This window comes from Novosphingobium sp. BL-S-24, assembly GCF_055521575.1.
Genome location: NZ_CM145488.1, coordinates 228,809 through 249,999 on the forward strand (window position 1 = coordinate 228,809; position 21,191 = coordinate 249,999).

At 59.8% G+C, this 21,191-nt stretch carries 14 protein-coding genes; 9 read left to right on the forward strand and 5 right to left on the reverse strand.

Annotated features, from left to right (window positions below; all coding sequences use genetic code 11):
• The first annotated feature begins 4 nt into the window (after positions 1-4).
• From ACZ1JM_RS06265 to ACZ1JM_RS06290, 6 genes are all read left to right on the forward strand, one after another.
• On the forward strand, positions 5-898 hold the full coding sequence (locus tag ACZ1JM_RS06265; RefSeq protein WP_465133979.1) for an XrtA system polysaccharide deacetylase: 894 nt from the start codon (positions 5-7) through the stop codon (positions 896-898).
• A complete protein-coding gene (locus ACZ1JM_RS06270; protein ID WP_465133980.1) occupies positions 895-1,983 on the forward strand; it encodes a FemAB family XrtA/PEP-CTERM system-associated protein in 1,089 nt (362 codons plus the stop codon). The genes ACZ1JM_RS06265 and ACZ1JM_RS06270 overlap by 4 nt, the downstream gene beginning before the upstream one ends.
• Positions 1,983-3,209, forward strand: a complete 1,227-nt coding sequence (locus tag ACZ1JM_RS06275; RefSeq protein ID WP_465133981.1) for a TIGR03087 family PEP-CTERM/XrtA system glycosyltransferase — start codon at positions 1,983-1,985, stop codon at positions 3,207-3,209. Before ACZ1JM_RS06270 ends, ACZ1JM_RS06275 begins: the two co-directional genes overlap by 1 nt.
• Complete coding sequence (gene xrtA / locus ACZ1JM_RS06280; protein WP_465133982.1) at positions 3,199-4,758, forward strand: exosortase A; 1,560 nt, start codon at positions 3,199-3,201, stop codon at positions 4,756-4,758. Before ACZ1JM_RS06275 ends, xrtA begins: the two co-directional genes overlap by 11 nt.
• Positions 4,759-4,767: 9 nt before the next feature.
• Complete coding sequence (locus tag ACZ1JM_RS06285; protein ID WP_465133983.1) at positions 4,768-6,663, forward strand: XrtA/PEP-CTERM system amidotransferase; 1,896 nt, start codon at positions 4,768-4,770, stop codon at positions 6,661-6,663.
• Positions 6,664-6,877: 214 nt separating this feature from the next.
• Complete coding sequence (locus tag ACZ1JM_RS06290) at positions 6,878-9,178, forward strand: EAL domain-containing protein (protein ID WP_465133984.1); 2,301 nt, start codon at positions 6,878-6,880, stop codon at positions 9,176-9,178.
• A 330-nt stretch (positions 9,179-9,508) separates the two neighbouring features.
• Here ACZ1JM_RS06290 and zapE read toward each other — a convergent pair whose 3' ends face one another.
• From zapE to ACZ1JM_RS06310, 4 genes are all read right to left on the reverse strand, one after another.
• Positions 9,509-10,624, reverse strand: a complete 1,116-nt coding sequence (gene zapE, locus ACZ1JM_RS06295) for a cell division protein ZapE (protein WP_465133985.1) — start codon at positions 10,622-10,624, stop codon at positions 9,509-9,511.
• Positions 10,621-11,013 carry a PaaI family thioesterase gene (locus tag ACZ1JM_RS06300; RefSeq protein WP_465133986.1) on the reverse strand — a complete coding sequence of 131 codons (393 nt, stop codon included), beginning with the start codon at positions 11,011-11,013 and terminating at the stop codon, positions 10,621-10,623. The genes zapE and ACZ1JM_RS06300 overlap by 4 nt, the downstream gene beginning before the upstream one ends.
• A gap of 84 nt (positions 11,014-11,097) precedes the next feature.
• Entirely contained in the window at positions 11,098-11,880 is a 783-nt protein-coding gene (locus ACZ1JM_RS06305; protein WP_465133987.1) for a succinate dehydrogenase iron-sulfur subunit, read from the reverse strand.
• Between the two features lie 223 nt (positions 11,881-12,103).
• Positions 12,104-14,914, reverse strand: coding sequence for an Rne/Rng family ribonuclease (locus tag ACZ1JM_RS06310; protein ID WP_465133988.1), 2,811 nt, complete (start codon positions 14,912-14,914; stop codon positions 12,104-12,106).
• Between the two features lie 679 nt (positions 14,915-15,593).
• Between ACZ1JM_RS06310 and ACZ1JM_RS06315 the strand changes: the two genes are divergently transcribed.
• From ACZ1JM_RS06315 to ACZ1JM_RS06325, 3 genes are all read left to right on the forward strand, one after another.
• On the forward strand, positions 15,594-16,463 hold the full coding sequence (locus ACZ1JM_RS06315) for an N-acetylmuramoyl-L-alanine amidase family protein (protein ID WP_465133989.1): 870 nt from the start codon (positions 15,594-15,596) through the stop codon (positions 16,461-16,463).
• Between the two features lie 51 nt (positions 16,464-16,514).
• Positions 16,515-19,052, forward strand: a complete 2,538-nt coding sequence (locus ACZ1JM_RS06320; protein ID WP_465133990.1) for a penicillin-binding protein 1A — start codon at positions 16,515-16,517, stop codon at positions 19,050-19,052.
• Positions 19,053-19,125: 73 nt separating this feature from the next.
• Complete coding sequence (locus ACZ1JM_RS06325) at positions 19,126-20,229, forward strand: alpha/beta hydrolase (RefSeq protein WP_465133991.1); 1,104 nt, start codon at positions 19,126-19,128, stop codon at positions 20,227-20,229.
• A 9-nt stretch (positions 20,230-20,238) separates the two neighbouring features.
• Here ACZ1JM_RS06325 and ACZ1JM_RS06330 read toward each other — a convergent pair whose 3' ends face one another.
• On the reverse strand, positions 20,239-21,189 hold the full coding sequence (locus ACZ1JM_RS06330; protein ID WP_465133992.1) for a cation diffusion facilitator family transporter: 951 nt from the start codon (positions 21,187-21,189) through the stop codon (positions 20,239-20,241).
• Positions 21,190-21,191 lie beyond the last annotated feature (2 nt).

Below are 21,191 nucleotides of genomic sequence, written 5' to 3' on the forward strand. Positions count from 1 at the left end.
ATCCATGCCAGCCCCCCATCGCGTTGATCAGCCGGTCAATGGCCTGTCCGTCGATGTCGAGGACTGGTTTCAGGTCGGAGCGTTCGAGAAAGTCATCCGCCGTGATGATTGGGACGGCCTTGCCACGCGTGTCGAGCGCAATTGCGACGAGATCCTGCAGCTTTTTTCCGATGCAGGCGTGAAGGGCACATTTTTTACTCTTGGCTGGATTGCTGAAAGGCACCCAGCCGTCATGCGCCGCATTGCCGAGCAAGGGCATGAAATCGCCAGCCATGGGTGGGATCATGAACGCGTGTTCCGGCTGGGTCGCGAGAAGTTCGCCCCGGACATTGCCCGTGCGCGAACGGTTATCGAGGACGTATCTGGTTGCGGCGTGACAGGGTATCGCGCACCCAGTTTTTCGATCGATGCCCGGACGCCCTGGGCGTTCGACGTGCTGGCCGAGCATGGCTATGCCTACAGCTCCAGCGTCGCGCCGGTCGCCCATGACCATTACGGATGGCGAGAAGCGCCACGGTTTGCCTTTCGCCCGCTGGCGGACGCCGCTTTGGTCGAGATACCGGTGACAACCGCCTTGTTCGCGAACCGTAGATTGGCAGCCGGCGGGGGCGGCTTTTTCCGGGTCTTGCCTTATGCATTTTCGCGCTGGGCCATCCGGCAGGTCAATCGTGAAGAAGGTCGCCCGGCGATCTTCTATTTTCATCCTTGGGAAATCGACCCGGATCAGCCCCGCGTCGCGGGTGCGCCCATGCGATCGCGCTTGCGGCATTACACCAATCTTGGCGTGATGAAGAGCAAGCTGGGACGCCTCATTGCCGACTTTCGCTGGGGCCGAATGGACGAACTCGCCGCCGTCGAAGCGGCACGTTTACCGATAGTGGCGGCCAAGGCGGCATGAACGCCCCGTTCGTCCCGGCCATGACGACAGTCCGCTGCCTGGATTTGGCCGATCCCGGAGAGATCGTCCGCATCGAGCGGTTCGTTGCCGGGCATGCGCAGGGCACCGCATTCCACCGGCCATCGTGGTTCGTCTCCGTCGCAAAGTCTACTGGGAATGTCCCGATGGCCCTTGTTCAGGAACGGGCGGGCGACATTGTCGCCTTGCTGCCTTTCGACATCGTTCATTCGCCTATTTTCGGTCGTCTGATCGCCTCTACCGGTTTTGCCGTGGGCGGCGGACTGCTGACGACCGATGACGCCGATCCGGAATCCGTTTTCTCAGCACTGGAAGAACTGGCCCGTCGTCATTCCTGCCCGACCATTGAACTGAGAGGTGGCGTGCTGCCGAAAGCGGGCGCCGGGCCAGCGGGCTGCTGGACGATCAAAAGCCAGTCTCACGCCAACTTCGCAAAACCTCTCGCTGGTGATGACGAAGCCCAGCTTCTTGATATTCCGCGGAAGCAGAGAGCCGAAGTCAGACGCTCGCTGACGACAAACCTCACTGTCGATATTGGCACATCCGAGTGCGATCGGGCAGCCCATTATCAGGTATTCTGCGAAAGCTACCGCAACCTAGGCACACCGGTTTTTCCGCGCGCCTTGCTCGATGCTGTGGTGGACGGGTTCGGCAATGACGCCGATATTCTGACGATACGCCATGAGGGCAAGCCGGTGGCCAGCGTCATCAGCATCTATCATCAAGGTGCGGTCATGCCCTATTGGGGCGGGGGAACGTGGGACGCGCGGCGGTTGCGTGCGAACGACCGGATGTATTACGAATTGATGCTCCACGCTCGGCGTCGGGGCGCAGAAACGTTCGACTTCGGTCGCTCCAAGACGCAAAGCGGGGCCTACCACTTCAAGCGCAACTGGGGCTTCGAGCCGGAGCCGTTGCAGTATGCCACCTGGACGGCTACCGGCGCTGCCGGGCGTGACGCCGATCCAACGAGCGGCAAACTGTCTGTGCAGATCAAGCTGTGGCAACGGCTGCCTTTGGCAGTGGCCAATCGCCTGGGCCCTCTGATTGCGCGCGGCATCGGCTGATGGGCGAAATCCTGTTTTTGTCGCACCGCATCCCGTTTCCACCGGATCGCGGCGACAAGATCCGATCCCATCATGTACTAAAGGCGCTGGCGCGTCTCGCCCCGGTTCACGTCGCGACGTTCACCGACGATGATCAAGACAGCCGCTACGAAGGCGAGCTCGCTTCCCTTGCTGCCAGCTATCGGATGGTTCGCCGGCGCAAGTCGCTTCCTGTGGCCGGGATCGAAGCGCTGGTTCGCGGTCGACCCCTGAGCTTGCCCGCGTTCTATTCCGCCCAACTGGCGGCGTATATCCATCGCGTGCTGGAGACACGGCCGATCGATGTAATATTCGTATTCTCGGGCCAAATGGCGCAATACGTGCCGACAGACTTTTCCGCTCGGGTGGTGGTCGATCTTGTCGATGTCGATTCCGCCAAGTTCGAGGCATACGCCCACAAGAGCAAGGGTTTCCGCGGCTGGATGGAAGCGCGCGAGGGGCGGCTACTGCGAGCTGAGGAAGCGCGCATTTGCAACGCCGCCGACATGACTCTTCTGATCAGCCGAGCTGAAGTAGAGCTTCTGAAATCACGCATTCCGTCCGGGGTGGGTCCCGTCTGCCCGATGGGCAACGGTCTGGACGCTGCATTCTTCGATCCGGGCAGTGTCGAACCCGAACCGCGCATGCAAGAGATCACAGGGCAGCGTATCATCTTTACCGGGCAAATGGACTACGCGCCAAACATTGATGCCGCGCTGCGTGTCATCGATCGAATTCTGCCTCTGGTGCGCAAGGACAATCCCGACGCGACTTTTCATGTTGTCGGCCGCAATCCACCTCCGAAGCTTACGGCTCGTAGCGGCAGGGACGGCGTAACTGTTTGGGGCCGGGTGGATGACATTCGTCCATGGCTGGCGGCGGCCGATGTCGCGCTGGTTCCGCTGGATGTCGCACGCGGGGTACAGAACAAGGTGCTCGAAGCCATGGCTATGGGAAAGCCGGTGGTCTTGTCGCCGGGTGCCGCTACCGGCATCGATGCATTCGACGGCCGCGAATTTGCGGTGCGTGACAGCGACGCCTTGATGGCTCAGGCGATCATCGACCTCCAGCGCGCTCCTGAATTGGCGCGCGACATGAGCAGGCTTGCTCGGGAATGGATCGTGGGGCATGCGAGTTGGGACGCGGCGCTGGCGTCGCTTCCGGAATATCTGGGCTTCAAGGGTGAAAGTGTCGCGCGTGCTCACTGATCAGGCGGACGCTGCATCCTCTTCCCTCCCGGCCAACGCCATCCCCGCTGATTGGCAGAAGCCGCTTATTCACCTCGCGGTCGCATGGTTCATCATCCTGATCGCGTTCTTGTCCGACTGGGCGGCGATGGCGCGCCAGTGGTGGGATATCTCGACGTACAATCATGTGCTGCTGATTCCGCCGATCATCGGCTGGCTGGTCTGGCAACGCTGGCCGCAATTGAAAGGCCTCGCGCCCCGGCCCTGGTGGCCCGGCTTGCTTTTGATGGCGGGTGCGGCGTTCCTATGGTTGCTTGGCGCAATATCGGGACTCGACCTTGCCCGGCAGGCCGGCGCTGTCTCGATGTTCGGGGCATGTGTGCCCCTGCTGCTTGGCCCGAAGGTGAGTGCGGGGCTGTTTTTCCCGCTCTGCTATCTGGTGTTTCTGGTCCCGGTGGGCGAAGAACTTGTCAACGTCCTTCAGATGATCACGGCCAAGATCACGATCGGCCTGACGCATGTCAGCGGCATTCCTGCAGTGATCGACGGCGTGTTCATCGACACTCCCGCCGGCCTTTTCGAAGTGGCAGAAGCCTGTTCCGGGGTAAAATTCCTGATCGCCATGCTGGCTTTCGGCGTGCTCGCCTGCAACATCTGCTTCGTTAGCTGGACGCGGCGGGCGGCCATGCTGATCGCCTGCATCGTCGTCCCTATCCTCGCCAATGGCATTCGCGCCTGGGGCACGATCTACGCTGCGCAAATCTTCGGCATAGAGGCAGCGGCGGGCATCGATCATATCATTTATGGCTGGGTTTTCTTTGCAATCGTCCTTGCGGTAGTCATCGCCTGCGCCTGGCGTTTCTTCGACCGCCCGATCAACGATCCGATGATCGACGCGGGCTTGATCGAGCGCACGCCGTGGCTGACGAAGCTCAGCAGGTTCAGCCTCCCTGCCATGGCAGCCTTTGCCGGGTTGGCACTGATCCTTGCGTCCGTTTGGGGATGGTCCCTCGCAGCAGAGCGATTGCGAGCACCAATGCCCGACCGGATCGACCTTCCGGCGGTGCCGGGCTGGACGCGGGTGGACTATGCGCCGACCGTCTGGTGGGAGCCCCGCGCTGGCGGCGCAAACCACCGACTGCTGGGAAGTTATCAGGATGGTCGTGGGCACAAAGTGGACGTGTTCATCGCACTCTATGCCCGTCAGACCGAAGGGCAGGAGGCAGGCGGCTTCGGGCAAGGCGCATTGATGCCGCAAAGCCCTTGGTCCTGGCAGTCCGCCGGACCGGCGATCGGTCAGGGGAACAGCGAAAGATTGCTGGGTAACGGTCAAGTCGAACGCCTCGCCGTAACCTGGTACCGCAATGGTGACTTGTTCTCCGGCAACAACACCAGGTTGAAGCTGGCCGTGATCGCCGATCAACTGCTGTTTCGCGTTGAACCTACCGCAACCCTGACCCTGTCGGCAGAGGATGCACCGCGCGGTTCGGCCCAGCGCTCGATCATCGCGTTTCAAGCGTCCACTGGTCCGCTCCATAGTTGGCTGGACCGCACGATCGCCGTCAGGTAGCGCGTTGCCATGTGCGGTATTGCCGGAATTTATCACCTTGAAACGCCCAAGCCGGTCGATCCCGCAAGGGTTGAAGCGATGTGCAATGTGATCGCGCACAGAGGTCCGGACGGGCAGGGGGTGTGGACAGCGCCCGGCGTCGGCCTTGGTCACCGGCGGCTCTCGATCATCGATCTTGAAGGATCACCGCAGCCAATGGCTTCGCCGGACGGTCGAGCCATGCTGGTCTTCAACGGCGAGATCTACAATTACCGTGAACTTCGGCAGGAACTGAAGAACGCCGGCGCGATCTTCCGTACGGATGGCGACAGCGAAGTCATTCTGGCTGCCTGGCAACAGTGGGGTGTCGATTGCGTTTCACGGTTGCATGGAATGTTCGCTTTCGCGATCTACGATCTCGAAGCGCGGACCCTGTTTCTCGCGCGCGACCGGCTGGGCGTCAAACCGCTCTTCTATGCCGCCCTGAGTGACGGCAGCATCGCCTTCGGATCCGAACTGAAGGCATTGCTGGCGCACCCATCCCTCCGCCGTGAGGTCGATCCCCTTGCGGTCGAGGACTACCTGACCTGGGGTTATGTGCCCGACGATCGCTCCTTCCTGAAGGGAGTGTGCAAGCTGGCCGCCGGGCACTCCCTGTTGCTTCGCCATGGCAAGCCGCTCCCCCGCCCCACCCAGTGGTGGGACGTTTCCTTCGCAGATCGGCGGAAGGGATCGGTGGCCGATCTTGAAGCCGAATTGCTGCACCTGATGCGTCAGGCGGTGTCATCTCGAATGGTGTCAGACGTTCCGCTGGGGGCATTTCTCTCTGGCGGCGTCGACAGTTCCAGCGTCGTGGCCCTGATGGCTGAAGCGAGCGCGGAGCCGGTAAGGACCTGCTCCATCGGCTTCGAAGTCGCCTCGCTGGATGAGAGCGCCTATGCTTCGCAAATAGCCCAGCGCTTCGGCACCCGGCATGCGGCGCAGACGGTGTCGCCCGATGATTTTGCGGCGATAGACCAACTCGCAGGCATGTTCGACGAGCCCTTCGCTGATGCCTCCGCTTTGCCTACATGGCGCGTCTGCCAATTGGCACGCCAATCGGTAGTTGTTGCCCTCTCTGGCGATGGGGCCGACGAGGCATTCGCCGGTTATCGTCGCCATGTGTTTCAGGTCGGGGAGGACCGGATCAGGGGTATGGTGCCTCAGGCCATCCGAAGGCCTGTTTTTGGAAAGCTGGGCGCGATTTATCCGAAAGCGGATTGGGCACCACGTCCACTGCGGGCCAAATCCACGCTGCTTTCGCTCGCAGGTGATTCGGCACAAGGCTACGCGTGTTCGATGGCGTTCACGACGCCGGAGGCTCGCGCGGCGATTTATTCGGATGAGTTCGTGCGACTCCGAGGCGATTATCGGGCCGAGGATTCGGTTCTCCACCTGATGCGAACCGCCCCTGCCCGCAGCGGGCTGGATCAGGCGCAGTACGCCGATCTCAAGAGATGGTTGCCGGGAGACATCTTGACCAAAGTCGATCGCACGAGTATGGCTGTCGGCCTGGAAGCGCGTGAGCCACTGCTCGATCATCGCCTGATTGAATTTGCGGCTACGCTGCCGAAAGCGATGCGGGTGCGATCGGGGCAAGGTAAGTGGCTGATGAAAAAGGCCATGCGCCGCTACCTTCCGGACCAGATTCTTTACCGTCCAAAACAGGGCTTCGTCACGCCAATTGCTCAATGGTTTCGCGGGCCGCTTGCAGCGACAGCGCGCGACATAGCCAGTGGCGCTGCTCTTGCGCGAACCGGCTGGTTCGATACCCACAGCATGACTCGTGTCGTGGACGAGCACGTCGCGGGTTCATCCGATCACTCCCGACTGCTTTGGCAACTCCTGATGCTTGACAAGGCGTTTACTGGACTTGGTGTCAGTTAACCGAACCACCCCTGGCCAATTTGTGCATTTTCGCACATTCGTACCAAGCGTCGATTAACTAAACCCATTCTTAGGACCTTTCATGTAGCCCGGCTGTGACGAACCGTCATTGCGGAAAAGGCATGAACATTATTGGTCGCCAATACAGGGGTAATCAGCGCGGGATCGTGGCTGCCTATTTCTGCGTGTGCCGATGCCGGGGGGCACTGCACCAATGACGCAATCTTGGGCCACCATGCGCGCGTTTTTGAAAAACCCCCGCGTACGTATCCTGTTCTGGGCAGGGCTGGTGGGCTTGGCCATGGGAATAAGCGAGCTTGGCCTTCCTTTGGAAGACGCCATGCGCAGCTTGCGGTGGATGTCCCGGACCGAGCGATCGAGCGGCGAGATCGTCGTGGTCATGCAGGATGACAGAACACTAGCGGCCTTGGGGTCCAACGAGATATCCCATGGACACGACGCGCAAGTTATCAATCGCCTTTTCGCTAGCGGCGCCAAACGGGTATTTTTCGACCGATCCTTTTCCGTGCCAGGCTCGAAAGAAGAAGATGCGAAGTTCATCGAAGCCCTCAAAGCGCACCCACAAAAGGTTATTCTTGGCGCGGCGTTCGATGGCAGTACGCCGGGGAACTATGCCGGGAAATTCCCCTTAAGGTCATATCTGGAATATGCGGGCGTCGCATCACTCCTCGTCAGGCATCGGGAGTTAAACCTGAATGTCCAACTGCCGGTTGCTTCGGGGAGCCCGATCGGCAAAATCCCTTCGATGTCCGCAGCACTCGCGGATATTGATGGCTCTACGGACCAGCTGTTCTTTCCTGACTTCTCGATCGCGGTGGATGCATACCCCACATTGAGCTATATTGATGTGATGAATGGGCATTTTGCCCCGTCACTGCTCCGGAACAAGGATGTTGTCGTCGCGCCGACCGCGACGGTATTCAATGATATCCACCGAATTCCGGGCCAAAACATCACCGCTCCGGGGGTGTTTTTTCATGCTATTGGTGCCGATACCTTGAGGCGTGGCGTGCCGATCAATCTTGGTTGGGCTCCACTGGTCGCAGTGATTCTGGCTATCATAACGTCTGGGCTGAGACGCGGCAGAGTCCTTGACCCGTTCCGATTGTCGACGATGATAATTGCAATTGGCGTTGCACCATTCGCGTTGGATTACGCTGGCGCACAAGTGGATGTGGTGCCAGCGCTCGCGGTTGCCTTGATAGCCATTGTGCGTATGCGCAACCTCGATCGAGTTGAAGAAGCAGGCGAGACCAATGCCGGCTCTGGACTTCCAAGTGTCCAGGCGCTGCGCAATTCCAGCGATCTGTCCGGACGGATACTCGTAGCCCTCAAAATACGGAACTATGGGGCGATCATAGGCAGCTTCGCCGAGCACGTCGAAGCGCAGCTAGCCAAGGAGATCGTTCGTCGCATCCGGATCAGCGATGAGAACGTGCTCATTTATCACGAAGGTGGGATGTTCGTATGGCTTTCGTCCATCCGTAGCGCTTTCGATGTATTTGAGAACTTGGAAGGCCTTCACCGCATCGTCCAAAACGGCATTCAGGTTGGTGGAATAGACATCGACCTATCTTTCAATTGTGGCATCGACTCGGAATTTGAGCGCCCATTGTCCAGCCGCGTTGCCAGTGCGATGCAAGCCGCCGAAGAAGCAGTTCGCAACGACGAACTGGTCTACCAGCATGACGGTCGCAAGCATGAAGCGCAGTGGGAAATTTCCCTGCTGACGTCACTCGATCGTGCTATAGACAATGGAGAAGTATGGGTTGCGTACCAACCCAAGTTGGAATTGCGATCCAACAGAATTTGCGGTGCTGAAGCGCTCGTTCGGTGGACGCACCCCGAACGTGGCCCAATCAGCCCGGACAAATTCATTCGAATCGCTGAAGAATTCCATCGGATTGAGCGCATAACGCGGTTTGTCATTGATGACGCGGTACGGGTGGCTGTCGAATTGGAGCGCTTGGGGTATGAGATGACTATGTCCGTCAACATATCCGCCCAGCTTCTGAGAAACGTGGGCCTACCCGGAATGATTTCCGAGATCCTGGCTGCACATGGGTTGTCGCCGAACCGCTTGATCCTAGAGATTACCGAGACGGACCGCCTCGACCGGAGTTCGCGGACCTTCCAGATGCTTCAGCGCCTGGTGCAATCAGGGCTTCGGTTATCGATCGATGATTTTGGGACAGGCAACGCAACGATTGATTACCTGCGATACCTTCCGGCCAGCGAGGTGAAGATCGACAAGACGTTTGTGTCGTCGATGGAAACGCGAAAAGAAGATCTCGTGTTGGTGCAGTCGATCACGGAGATGGCTCATTCTCTTGATCGGGTGGTAGTTGCCGAGGGGGTCGAAACGCCAAGGGCACTCGAGTTACTGACGAACATGCAGTGTGATATCGTTCAAGGTTACTATATCAGCCGACCTGTCCCATTTCGGGATTTCGTGGCGTTTCTTAAGGGAAGGCGCGCGCGCCTCATTGGTTAAAAAATAGTTGATGGTTAGTTAACGAGTCGTTAAACGTGTTTTTGACCACAGCGATGTGGTCATTACATGGGGAATGACTATGACCAAGAACATCTGGGGCGGTGGCTGGTGGGGCGGCGGTTACTAATAGTAACCTCGTTTCGCTGATATTCGTCTTTTAGAGATGAATACCCGCAAGAAAAGAAGCGCTTTCCAGAGGCACTCCTGTCTTTTGGAAAGCGCTTTTTCTTTTCTTGTAGCTTCTCGATCGCTTGCTGTTAGCGACAGTAATTGAAATAAAGATGGTCGAATTTTGCGGTCTAGATTGTGCGACTTCCGATTAGCTTCGGTTCAGTCCTCGCCGTGGCCCAAGGCGAGATAGTCCGCGCTCTGCATCTCGTTCAATCTGCTCACTGTCCGATCGAATTCGAAGCGACCGGTGCCCGCGCGATAAAGATCCTCTGGCGCAGCATCCGCCGCGACGATCAGCTTGACCTTATTTTCATACAGCGCGTCAATTAACGTGATAAAGCGCGCCGCCTCGTTCTTGTTATCCGGCCCCATAACAGGGATGCCGACAAGTATGACAGTGTGATAGGCTCGCGCCACAGCCAGATAGTCCGCTGCTCCACGCGCCTCACCACACAAACGCTTGAAACTGAACGCACCCACGCCTTTCAGGCTTTTGGGCACGTGCAAAGTCCTGCCGCCGCCCACATCAAGTTCCGCTGATGGAACGTGATCGCTGTCTTCGGGTGGATAATCGGTCAGCCGGTAGAATGCTTCACGCGCCGCTTCGGTAGCTGTTTCTCCTAAAGGTTGATGCCAGGTTGCCATCCCGCCCAACCGTTCCATGCGATAATCGGTGGGACCATTGAGCGTTAGCACGTCCAATTGATCTTCTATCAGCGCAATGAAAGGCACAAAGTGCTCTCGGTTGAGACCATCCTTGTATAGCTGCGAGGGTGCGCGATTTGAGGTTGTCACGATTGTCACACCTTCATTCACAATTAGGTATGTGAACAGGCGGCTCATGATCATCGCATCGGCGGAATTGTTGACCACCATTTCATCGAACGCCAGGCAACGCGCACTTTTTGCGATGATGGCGGCAACCGGTGGTATCGGGTCGCCGATTTCCTTCACTCGTTCGGCACGGAGAAGGGAGTGCACTTCCAGCATGAAGGCGTGAAAGTGGACCCGCCTTTTCCCCGGTATGTCTAGGGTCTCGACAAACAGGTCCATGAGCATGGACTTGCCCCGCCCGACCCCGCCCCACATGTAGACGCCACGCGGTGACCGGGCCTTCTTACCTAAGAACTTTCCCAGCAAGCCTGTCGATGCCTGAGATTTATAAAGGTCGCGTTGCAGGTGATCAAGCCGCTCCGCTGCCGACGCCTGCTCAGGATCTGCGCGCAGTTCTCCCGTCGCGACCAACGCTTCGTAACGACTGAGCATCGCTGTCATCGCGTGCTCGGTTTGCGAATCGTCCCGACGAAATTGGCGAGCAGATGATCGCCCTGTTCTACCGTCCCCCGCATGAAAACCAGCCGGCGTGTTTCTTTCACGACATGAGAGATGACATCGAGCGGCTTGCCGATTTGGGCCGCTCCTACAAATTGGTTGTGTAGATCGAGTGTAACTGAACCCGCAGCGTTGGCGCCAAGAACGGTGGAGATGGTTGCGAACATGGCGACGTCTATTAGCGCCAAGGTTACTCCACCGTGGACGTTCTCATTTACATTGCTGTGCTTGGCGACAACGTCAATCAAACGAAGGCGGGCGCTTTGTGGGCTTTCTGGGCGAATAATCATCCGCCCCAGTCCTTCGGAATTGAACCTGATGCCTTCGTTCAAGCGCCAAGTATGCCAACCGGGAAATTCCGGGTCAGGCTCATGGATGAAACTACCGCTTGTCACCGACCGCACCCAATCCGTGCGTCAGACCTGTCGCTCTGCCTGCATTTTCTTGATTTCGGCAATTGCACGAGCCGGCGACAAGCCCTTGGGGCACACGTTCGCGCAGTTCATGATCGTGTGGCAGCGATAGAGGCGGAAAGGATCCTCCAACTCGTCCAGCCGCTCGCCGGTCATTTCATCGCGGCTATCGGCGAGCCAGCGGTAGGCCTGAAGAAGAATGGCAGGTCCAAGGAACTTATCGGAATTCCACCAGTAGCTCGGGCAAGAGGTCGAGCAGCAGGCGCACAGGATGCACTCGTAAAGACCGTCTAGCTTTTCACGCTGTTCGGGAGTCTGAAGGCGCTCCTTACCCGATGGCGTAGTCGATACCGTCTGGAGCCACGGCCGGATGGACGCGTACTGCGCGTAGAAATGCGTGAAATCAGGGACAAGATCCTTGATTACATCCATGTGGGGAAGGGGGGTGATCCGAATGTCACCCTTCAGATCCTCGATCGCGGTGGTGCAGGCCAGCCCGTTGGCGCCATTCATGTTCATGGCACACGAACCGCAGATACCTTCGCGGCACGAGCGTCGGAAAGTCAGCGACGGATCGGCTTCGCTCTTCATCTTGATGAGGGCATCGAGCACCATGGGGCCACATTTTTCGAGGTCGATCTCGAATGTATCGTAACGGGGGTTTTCACCGGAGTCCGGATCGTAGCGGTACACGGTGAATTTCTTCACTTTCGTGGCACCTTCGGCCTTGTGGATCTTGCCCTGCTTCTTGATCTTGCTGTTGGCCGGGAGGGTGAAGGTCGCCATGAAGAATCCCTGTGATCTTGCACTGCGGCATAACCGCGACTGATGTTCCCCTCTAACGATTCATCCGCGTAGAGCAAGGGGTGACAATGGCTAGTTGGTACGAACGATAACCGCAACGCTCGCACCAAATGTTGATCGGCCCTAACCAGAGCGCCGGCGTGCAAATCACAAACGCCGCGCGTGATCCCGGACCACGCGCGGCGCTGTTTTGGCTAGCTAGTTGTCAGTTACCGAACGTGCGTTGCCACCAACCACGGCGGGGCGATCCGCCGTCGGACTGACCTTCGTCAGCAGAGGCAGCCTCATCGCTTTGCGCGACGTCCGCCGTTTCGGCCGGTTCGACCGAAGACACGGCAGCTTCACCCGGAGCGGCGGACGCTTCCGCCTTCTTGCGGCGGGTGCGCTTGGGCTTTGCGGGAGCCTCTTCCGCCACCGCGTCGGCGGGTTCCTCCGCCGGGGTTGCATCGACCGCCGCGTCCGCTTTTTTCCGGCGTGGCGCACGCTTCGGTTTAGCGGGCGCTTCCTCGGTCGGCTCAGCGATGATGACGGCAGGGGTTTCGGCTACTGTTTCCGCATCGTCCGCTTTCTTGCGGCGGGTTCGCTTAGGCTTGACGGGGGCGTCTTCCGCTGCCGGTTCGACAGTAGCTTCCGCCACGTCCGCTTTCTTACGGCGAGTGCGCTTGGGCTTGGCCGGGGCCTCTTCGGCTTCGGGCTCGGCAGCGGTCACCGGTTCGGCGACAGCCGCCTTGTCCTCGTGCGGGCTTTCGGCATCCGCGCTTTCGACATCCGAGGTCTCGGCGTTTTCGCCTTCGCTACCGGCCTCACCGTCACCGCGACGACCGCGACGACGGCGGCCACCACGACGGCGACGCTTCCTCGGCGCTTCGTTGCCATCGGCGTCCGTTTCGGCCTCTGCGAAACCGCTCTCGCTCTCGCTTTCGCCTTCGTCCTCTTCGCCATCGATGGAAGCATCTTCGGACGCTTCGCCCTCGGATTCGGCTACCTCGTTGCCGTCTTCGTCACGACGGTCGCGGTTGCGACCCCGGCGACGCTTGCGCCGTTTGCGGCGTCCGGCACCTTCGCCGTCATCACCCTCGGCACGCTCACCGCTCCGGTCGCGCCCCGAAGTGTCCTCATGCTCGAGTTCTTCCTCTTCTTCCTCATCTTCGATGATGAAGTCGTCTTCGACTTCCTCAGCGATCGGATCGAAACGAGGCACGAATTCGTTACGAGGACCGGACGAGATGACGCGCATTTTTGCGCCCTCGTTCTCACCTTCGGGAATGACTTCGACGGTCACGCCATAGCGGTCCTCGATGTCGGCCAGATCAGCGCGCTTGGCGTTGAGCATGTAGACCGCAGCTTCGGTCGACGCGAAGAGCGACACGACGACGCCCTTGCCCTTGGCAGCCTCGTCTTCGATGAGACGAAGCGCCGCGAGGCCAGCCGAGCTGGCGGTGCGGACTAGTCCCGTGCCGTCGCAGTGCGGGCATGACCGCGTCGTCGCTTCGAGAACGCCGGTGCGCAGACGTTGGCGGCTCATTTCCATGAGGCCGAAGCTGGAAATGCGGCCGACCTGGATGCGCGCCCGATCGTTCTTGAGCGCTTCCTTCATGGCTTTTTCGACCTTGCGGACGTTCGAGCCATATTCCATGTCGATGAAGTCGATGACGACCAGACCGGCCATATCGCGTAGTCGGAGCTGGCGGGCGATTTCCTGCGCGGCTTCGAGGTTCGTGGCGACTGCCGTCTGCTCGATACCATGCTCCTTGGTGGCGCGGCCCGAGTTGATGTCGATCGAAACCAGCGCTTCGGTCGGGTTGATGACGATGTAGCCACCAGAACGCAGTTGCACGACAGGGTCGTACATTGCGGTCAGCTGATCCTCGGCACCATAGCGCTGGTACAGCGGCACAGGGTCCGAATACGGCTTAACCTTACGCACATGGCTGGGCATGAGCAGCTTCATGAAATCGCGCGCGGCGCGGTAGCCGTCTTCGCCTTCGACCACGACTTCCTCGATGTCGCGATTGTAGATGTCGCGGATGGCCCGCTTGATCAGATCGCTGTCCGAATGGATGAGCGTGGGCGCGGCTGAACGCAGCGTCACTTCCCGCAGGTCATCCCAGAGGCGCGCGAGATAATCGAAATCACGCTTGATCTCGGTCTTGGTGCGCTGGAGACCTGCTGTACGAACGATGCAACCCATCGAACGCGGCAGTTCGAGTTCGGCGATGATCGACTTCAGGCGCTTGCGATCCGATGCAGAGCTGATCTTGCGGCTGATGCCGCCGCCGTGGCTCGAATTGGGCATGAGCACGCAGTAACGGCCCGCAAGGCTGAGATAGGTAGTCAGCGCCGCTCCCTTGTTGCCGCGTTCTTCTTTGACCACCTGCACCAGCAGCACCTGACGGCGATGGATCACGTCCTGGATCTTGTAGCGGCGGCGCAGCGCCATGCGCTTCGCGCGCAGTTCGTCAGCTTCCTTCGAACGCCCGGAGGAGCGTCCCTGACGGCGACGGCCGCGACCACGGCGATTGCCGCTGTCGCCTTCGCCGTCAGCGGCGTCTTCGGCATGCTCGCCGTCGTCTTCACCGTGGAATGGGTTCTCGACCGACCCGTCTTCGATCGTGGCGACGTGATCCTTTTCGGACGTGTCTACTTCGGTCAGGCCACCGTCGTCGTTGTAGTCTTCCTCGTCCTCTTCATCGCCTTCGGTTGCACGCAGGGCGGCTTCTTCCTCAGCGTGAGCAGCCTCTTCGGCCAGCAACGCCTCGCGATCCTCTTTAGGGATCTGGTAGTAGTCGGGATGGATTTCGCTGAACGCGAGAAATCCGTGGCGATTGCCGCCGAAATCGACGAAGGCTGCCTGGAGCGAAGGCTCCACGCGGGTGACCTTCGCCAGATATATGTTGCCCTTTATCTGCTTTCGTTCAGTCGACTCGAAATCGAATTCTTCAATCCGATTTCCCTTGAGTACCGCCACCCGTGTTTCTTCCGGGTGGCGCGCATCGATGAGCATGCGCGTTGCCATTTGATATTCTCCGTGCGCGTCCACGCCCGGCCGGATCAGCCAGGGGGACGCGAATATGTTCGATGTGTTTGGATGTGCCCAAGTGCGTGCCGATGGCCTGGCCGGTTCCGGCAAGGCCCATCGTTGCGCGCATCATGGAATGGGCGTGTTCGTGCGTTTGCATCTGCCGCTGTTGAAGCGACATTGAGCCGAGGCAATCCAGCGCCTCGTGCGCGGCGAATTTAGGAGCCGCCTGGAAGGCGGCGAGAGCGGCTGCCGTATTTTGGACGGAGCCTGTGTCTGCGAGCGGGAGATCGCGCGGCGTCGTAACGCACGCGGAAAATTGCGACCACACCGCCACGGCCCGTTCGGGCTTCGGCTGGCAGGGCGGCAATTGGCTTCTCATGGCTCGCTTCAACCTGTGAGGTATTCCCGGAAGACGTCCCGGTTCCCTGGACCTTAACCGTGGCTATGCCAGTCCCTGCCCGGCATCATATAGCGATGGTGGTCCGGAATGCGAGGACCGGGAGCACAATGGCGCCGGTTGCACGGGCGTAGCATCCATGTCGCGGGACGGCAAGTTCATTGACCAAATGCGCTTTCGTTGCCCGGCCCATGCTTTCAATCACCGAGAAATCCGTGGGAAAGCGGGGTTGGGGTGGATTGTCGGCGGAGCGATGTCGACTTAGTCATTCCGGTAATGTCGCGCCGAATTCAGCTTATCCTGACAGTCGTGGTGCCGCTCGCGGTGCTGATGACGGCTTTCTGGATAAAGGGCACGTTTCCGGTGCGCGCACGGGCCTACGACTATGTCGTGCGGTTCGACCTGCCGTCCGCAAATACACCCGTGGGGCTGCCGCGGGTCGACGGACCACCTGACGCCAGCCGGCCACTTGTCGTGATAGACCCCGGACATGGTGGCTTCGATCCGGGCGCGGGGCAGGGTGATCTGAAAGAAAAGGCCGTAGCCCTCCAGATAGCGCTTGCGCTGAGAGACAAGTTGCTGGCCCGAGGGGGGCTAAGGGTAGCGCTGACCCGTGACACGGACCGATTCATCGCCTTGGCGGATCGACCTGACATTGCCCGTCGGTTGAACGCCGACTTATTCGTATCGATCCACGCTGACAGCGCGGATAGCGACACGGCTCGCGGGGCCAGCGTCTACGTCCTGTCCGAGACAGGATCGAGCGACGCCGCGAACCTCCTTGCGCAACGGGAGAACGGGGCCGATCGCGTCAATGGGGTTTCGCTTTCTGCGACCAACGCGAACGTAGGTGCGATTCTGCTGGATCTGTCACAGCGCGGCGCTCAAGCCGGTTCGGCGCAGGCCGCCCGCCTGGTCCTTCGCGAGTTGAGTGACAAAGGCCTCGGCCTACATCGCGATCAACCGCAGACGGCAGCACTAGCGGTGCTGAAGGCGCCTGACGTTCCCTCAATCCTGTTCGAAACAGGCTATATCAATAATCCCGAAGACGCGGCGGTGTTGCGGTCCAATAACGGGCAACAGGCCCTGGCCGACGCCGCGGCGGGGGCGATCCGGGCATATTTTGCGCGTAAGCTCGGTGGCTGATCGCAAGCTCTCTGGCCTTGCGCGGAATCACCGTGCTAGAGGGCGGACGCAATGACTGACGCGAACGATCCTGGCGACCAGCCGCCCGAAGACGCGACCCTTCGCATCCGCCGTGAAGCTTCCGGCGGCATCGCTGCCATCGGCAGGGCCTGGCGCGAACGAAAGTGGCTGCGCCGTTTCGGCTATCTTTGCTTGGCGGGGCTGGTCGGCCTTGTCGGGTTCTGGGTGATCCTGACGCGTGATATGCCCGACGCGAACAAACTGCTGGAATATCAGCCGCCGCTACCGACGATGGTCCGCGGGATGGATGGCGAGATCGTCTATTCCTATGCGCGTGAACGCCGTGTCCAGCTTCGCTTCGTAGACTTTCCGCGGCCGATGGTGAATGCCTTCCTGTCGGCAGAGGACAAGACCTTCTGGACCCATGGCGGTGTAGATGTCGGCGGGCTGGCCGGTGCGGTGGTCGATTACGCGTCCAAGTACGGGACCGGGGCAAGAGCCAAGGGCGGATCGACGATTACTCAGCAGGTCGCCAAGAACATCCTGATTGGTGACGAATATTCCGTCACGCGCAAGCTCAAGGAAATGGTGCTCGCGCGGCGGATCGAGGATGTGCTGACCAAGCAGCAGATCCTCGAGTTGTATCTGAACGAAATCCCCCTTGGGCGCCGCTCTTTCGGCGTTCAGGCAGCTGCCCGTGCCTATTTCGATAAGGACGTCGAGGACCTGACGCTCAGCCAGAATGCGTTTCTCGCGATCCTCCCGCGCGCGCCCGAAGTCTACGGACGCCGTAAGAACGAGGATCGCGCGATCGAGCGACGCAATTGGGTGCTGGACCAGATGGTCCGAAACGGTTGGGTGACGTCGCAACAGGCTGCCGCTGCGAAAGCCGAGCCGCTCGGCCTCGTCAGCCAACGAGGCAATGATTACGATCCCGCCAATGGGTATTTCGTTGAGGAAGTCCGACGTCGCCTGATCGGCAAGTATGGCGAGAAAGCCGATGACGGCCCGAACAGCGTTTACGCTGGCGGACTGTGGGTACGGACTTCGCTCGATATCGGCATGCAAACGGCTGTGCGGGATGCGCTGCGTGCAGGCCTGTTGCGTTATCATGCGGGGAAGGGTTGGTCCGGCGCCATCGCGCATCTGAACGACCTTGAAACCTGGCAAACCCAGCTGATCGTCGCCAACAAGACGATCGACTACAAGGATTGGCGGGTCGGGGTCATCCTCGAAACGCCGGGCCGCGCCGGTGGCTCCGGTCGCATTGGTTTCTCCGACGGCAGCATTTCTACGCTTACCAACATCTCCGACAAGGCCAAGATGGGCGACCTCGTCGCGGCGGCTCCGGTATCTGCCGGCACGTGGGCGTTGCGCACCATTCCCGAAATTTCGGGCGGCATGATTGTCGAGGAGCCGGTCAGCGGCCGGATTGTCGCCATGCAGGGCGGGTTTGATTCAGGGCTGGATTCGTTCAATCGCGCCGTGCAGGCCGAACGCCAACCGGGTTCGACGATCAAACCATTCGTCTACGCCACCGCGCTGCAGAACGGCATGACCCCGGCCACGCAAGTGCTCGACGGTACATTTTGCGTATTTCAGGGCGCCAACCTGGGCAACAAGTGCTTCCGCAATTTCGGGGGAGCAGGTGGTTCAGGCAGCCACACCATGCGATGGGGGCTGGAACAGTCGCGCAACCTGATGACCGTCCGGCTCGCGAACGATGTTGGCATGAAGCGCGTGACGCGCACGTTCCATAACGTCGGGATCGGCGATTACCAGAATTACCTGTCTTTCGCGCTGGGGGCCGGTGAAACCACCGTCTCGCGGATGATCAATGCCTACGCAGCGCTGGCCAACAACGGCGTGCAATTCTCCGGCTCGGTCATCGATTATGTGCAGGACCGCAACGGCAAAGTGATCTGGCGCGCCGACAAGAGCCAGTGCGACGGCTGCAACCTCGGTCAATGGGATGGCAAGCCGATGCCGCGCATTCAGCGCAAGGGTAAGCAGGTTCTCGATGCTGCTACCGCTTACCAGGTCGTCCATATGCTCGAAGGCGTAGTGACCCGGGGTACGGCCGAACGCCTGCGTGATCTCAAGCTGCCGATGTTTGGCAAGACCGGGACGACCAACGGTCCGACCGATGTCTGGTTCATGGGCGGCAACCAGGACTATGTCGGCGGCGTATACATGGGCTTTGACTCGCCTCGTTCCATGGGTGGTTATGCCCAGGGTGGCCGAATCGCGGCACCGATCTTCAAGGAAGTCGTAGAGGCAACGCGGGATCGTTGGACGCAAAAGCCTTTCGTCGCCCCGGCCGGCATACGCATGGTCCGCATCGATCGTGTGACCGGTAAGCGGGTTATGGGCGTGGAGCCCAGCGACGAGCCCAAAGCGGCTGTGATCTGGGAAGCGTTCAAGCCTGACACCGAACCTCGGCAATATACGGCGGAAGATGAGTTCACTCGACGCCGTGACTCCTTGGTGGCCCAGATTCGCAATGCTCGGGAAGCTCGCCAGGCAGCCGCCAGCATCAATCATGGCGACACAGGCAATTTCGTGGAGGAGCAGGGCGGGGTATACTAGCCTTTCCCCATGCTTCTTTCCTCATCGCATGATAAATTCAGGTATTTATCCAAGAACATAAGGGAGCTCGCTGATGACGAAACTGCTGCGTTTCAAAGGTAGTGTAGGGTCGATCGTCGCAAGTGCTGCGCTGGCACTGGCCTTCACGCCAAGCGCCAACTTGATTGCCCGCGAAGTAGCATCGCGCGCGCGGCCGCAGGTCGACCAAGCCACACGACCCTATGTACGTCCCGATGTTGCCGCTTATCTAAAGGCCTTTTACGCGAAGCCGCTCCCGCCGCTAACTCGCGAAGCGTTGAAGCAGATCCATGCCCTGCCGCCGGCGGCGGTAGCAGCGATGTCGCAACAGGACTTGCCGGTCGGCAAGTTGGCTGTTGTGAAGGACATCATGATGCCTGGAGGCGAGGGCAGGCAGATTGCCTTACGCCTGTTTGATACCCGAGCGGATCGCGGTCCGGGCCCCGTCGTCGTTTTCTATCATGGGGGCGGGTACGTCCTGGGAAGCATCGATTCTCATGCCGGACTGGCGGCTGAAATTGCCCGGCAATTGGACCTGCCGGTCGTTTCGGTCGAATATCGCCTGGCGCCGGAGCACCCGTGGCCAGCCGCTCCCGACGATGGTGAGGCGGCTGCCCGCTGGATTGCATCGCGCGGAAAAGACCTCGGCCGAGACGTTACTTGCCTGATCCTCAGCGGCGACAGCGCGGGAGGCAATCTGGCTCTGGTCACAGCCGCTGCCTTGCGGGATCGCCCGGCGGATCGGCCCGTCGTGATGCAGATACCGATTTATCCCGTCACCGATTTTGAGAAAATATATCCCTCCAACCGCACTATGGGGCAGGGGTATATGCTGGACGACAAGATGATGGGCAGCTTCACCGAGCTGTACGCTGCTGATCCTAAAAGTGTGCGGTCCTCGCCAATTTCAGGTGAGTTGACTGGATTGCCGCCGACAGTGCTGGTCACAGCATCGCTGGACCCGCTTCGGGATCAGGGCAGAGCGTACGCTGCAAAACTGATACAAGCTGGCGTGCCGACTTCCTATTACGAAGGCCGAGGCCTCATCCACGGGTTTGCTACACTTCGAAAGGCGATCCCGTCCGCGCAGAAAGACACAGTGGCTTTCCTCGAGCTGGCACGGTCGATGCTCGACACGTCGCAAGCCGAGGCGAAGTAGTTGTTGACCCTATCCCACGAAGGCATTTTCGTGCTTTTCCGGCCTGATGTAGATCGAGGTTATCTTGGCCGATAACGCCTTCATCCGCGTTTCAAGTTCCTCGATCAGCGTCTCGGCCTCTCCCATCGGCAGATGATCGGCAAAGTCGGCGCTGATTGCAACGAAGACGGCGGCGGGGCCGGTATGGACAGTCCGGATGTGGTTTACGGATGTTATGGAAGGGTGATCGTCCATGACCGCGCGCAAACCTGCTATGAGGTCAGGGTCCGCAGCTTCGCCAATCAGCAGACCTTTGGATTCCCGCGCAAGCACCACCGCGACGCCTGCCAGAACCAGCCCGATTAGCACCGAAGCAGCGCCGTCCAGGCGGGGATCGTTGAAATATCCACTCGCCCATATGCCCGCCGCCGCGATGAGGAGACCGGCGAGGGCGGCGCTATCTTCGAAGAGGACGACGAACGACGGCGGGTCCTTTGACCGTCGCACGGCTTGCCACCATCCCAATTCTCCCCGCCCCGCGTCGAACTCGCGTACAGCAAGTGCCCAGGATGCTCCTTCCAGCACCATTGCAACCCCTAGCACGATGTAACTCAGGGTGGGATCGACTATGGGGTGCGGATCGCGAATATGGGCGATGCCTTCATAGATGGAAATTCCCGCACCGCCTGCGAATATGAGGATCGCCACCACGAACGCCCAAAAATACAGTTCGCGTCCATAGCCGAACGGATGGGCGGCGTCGGGCGGTTGGTTTCCTTTTTTTTGGCCATAGAGCAACAGGATCTGGTTGCCGCTGTCCACCAAAGAGTGGACGCCTTCTGTTGCCATAGCAGAAGACCCGCTGATGATCGCAGCCACGAATTTGGCAATCGCAATGCCGACGTTCGCGGTTAGCGCACCGTAGAGCACGATGTTTTTGCGGATATGGGCGGCTGTGCTTGAATGCGAGGATGTTGCCATGG

Bases quoted from the DNA above. Each gene is read 5' to 3' on its own strand.
- ACZ1JM_RS06265 (WP_465133979.1), top strand. From the start codon at position 5: ATGCCAGCCCCCCATCGCGTTGATCAGCCGGTCAATGGCCTGTCCGTC.
- ACZ1JM_RS06285 (WP_465133983.1), top strand. From the start codon at position 4,768: ATGTGCGGTATTGCCGGAATTTATCACCTTGAAACGCCCAAGCCGGTC.
- zapE (WP_465133985.1), bottom strand. From the start codon at position 10,624: ATGACAGCGATGCTCAGTCGTTACGAAGCGTTGGTCGCGACGGGAGAA.
- ACZ1JM_RS06290 (WP_465133984.1), top strand. From the start codon at position 6,878: ATGACGCAATCTTGGGCCACCATGCGCGCGTTTTTGAAAAACCCCCGC.
- ACZ1JM_RS06315 (WP_465133989.1), top strand. From the start codon at position 15,594: ATGTCGCGCCGAATTCAGCTTATCCTGACAGTCGTGGTGCCGCTCGCG.
- ACZ1JM_RS06270 (WP_465133980.1), top strand. From the start codon at position 895: ATGAACGCCCCGTTCGTCCCGGCCATGACGACAGTCCGCTGCCTGGAT.
- ACZ1JM_RS06310 (WP_465133988.1), bottom strand. From the start codon at position 14,914: ATGGCAACGCGCATGCTCATCGATGCGCGCCACCCGGAAGAAACACGG.
- ACZ1JM_RS06325 (WP_465133991.1), top strand. From the start codon at position 19,126: ATGACGAAACTGCTGCGTTTCAAAGGTAGTGTAGGGTCGATCGTCGCA.
- ACZ1JM_RS06305 (WP_465133987.1), bottom strand. From the start codon at position 11,880: ATGGCGACCTTCACCCTCCCGGCCAACAGCAAGATCAAGAAGCAGGGC.
- ACZ1JM_RS06320 (WP_465133990.1), top strand. From the start codon at position 16,515: ATGACTGACGCGAACGATCCTGGCGACCAGCCGCCCGAAGACGCGACC.
- ACZ1JM_RS06275 (WP_465133981.1), top strand. From the start codon at position 1,983: ATGGGCGAAATCCTGTTTTTGTCGCACCGCATCCCGTTTCCACCGGAT.
- ACZ1JM_RS06330 (WP_465133992.1), bottom strand. From the start codon at position 21,189: ATGGCAACATCCTCGCATTCAAGCACAGCCGCCCATATCCGCAAAAAC.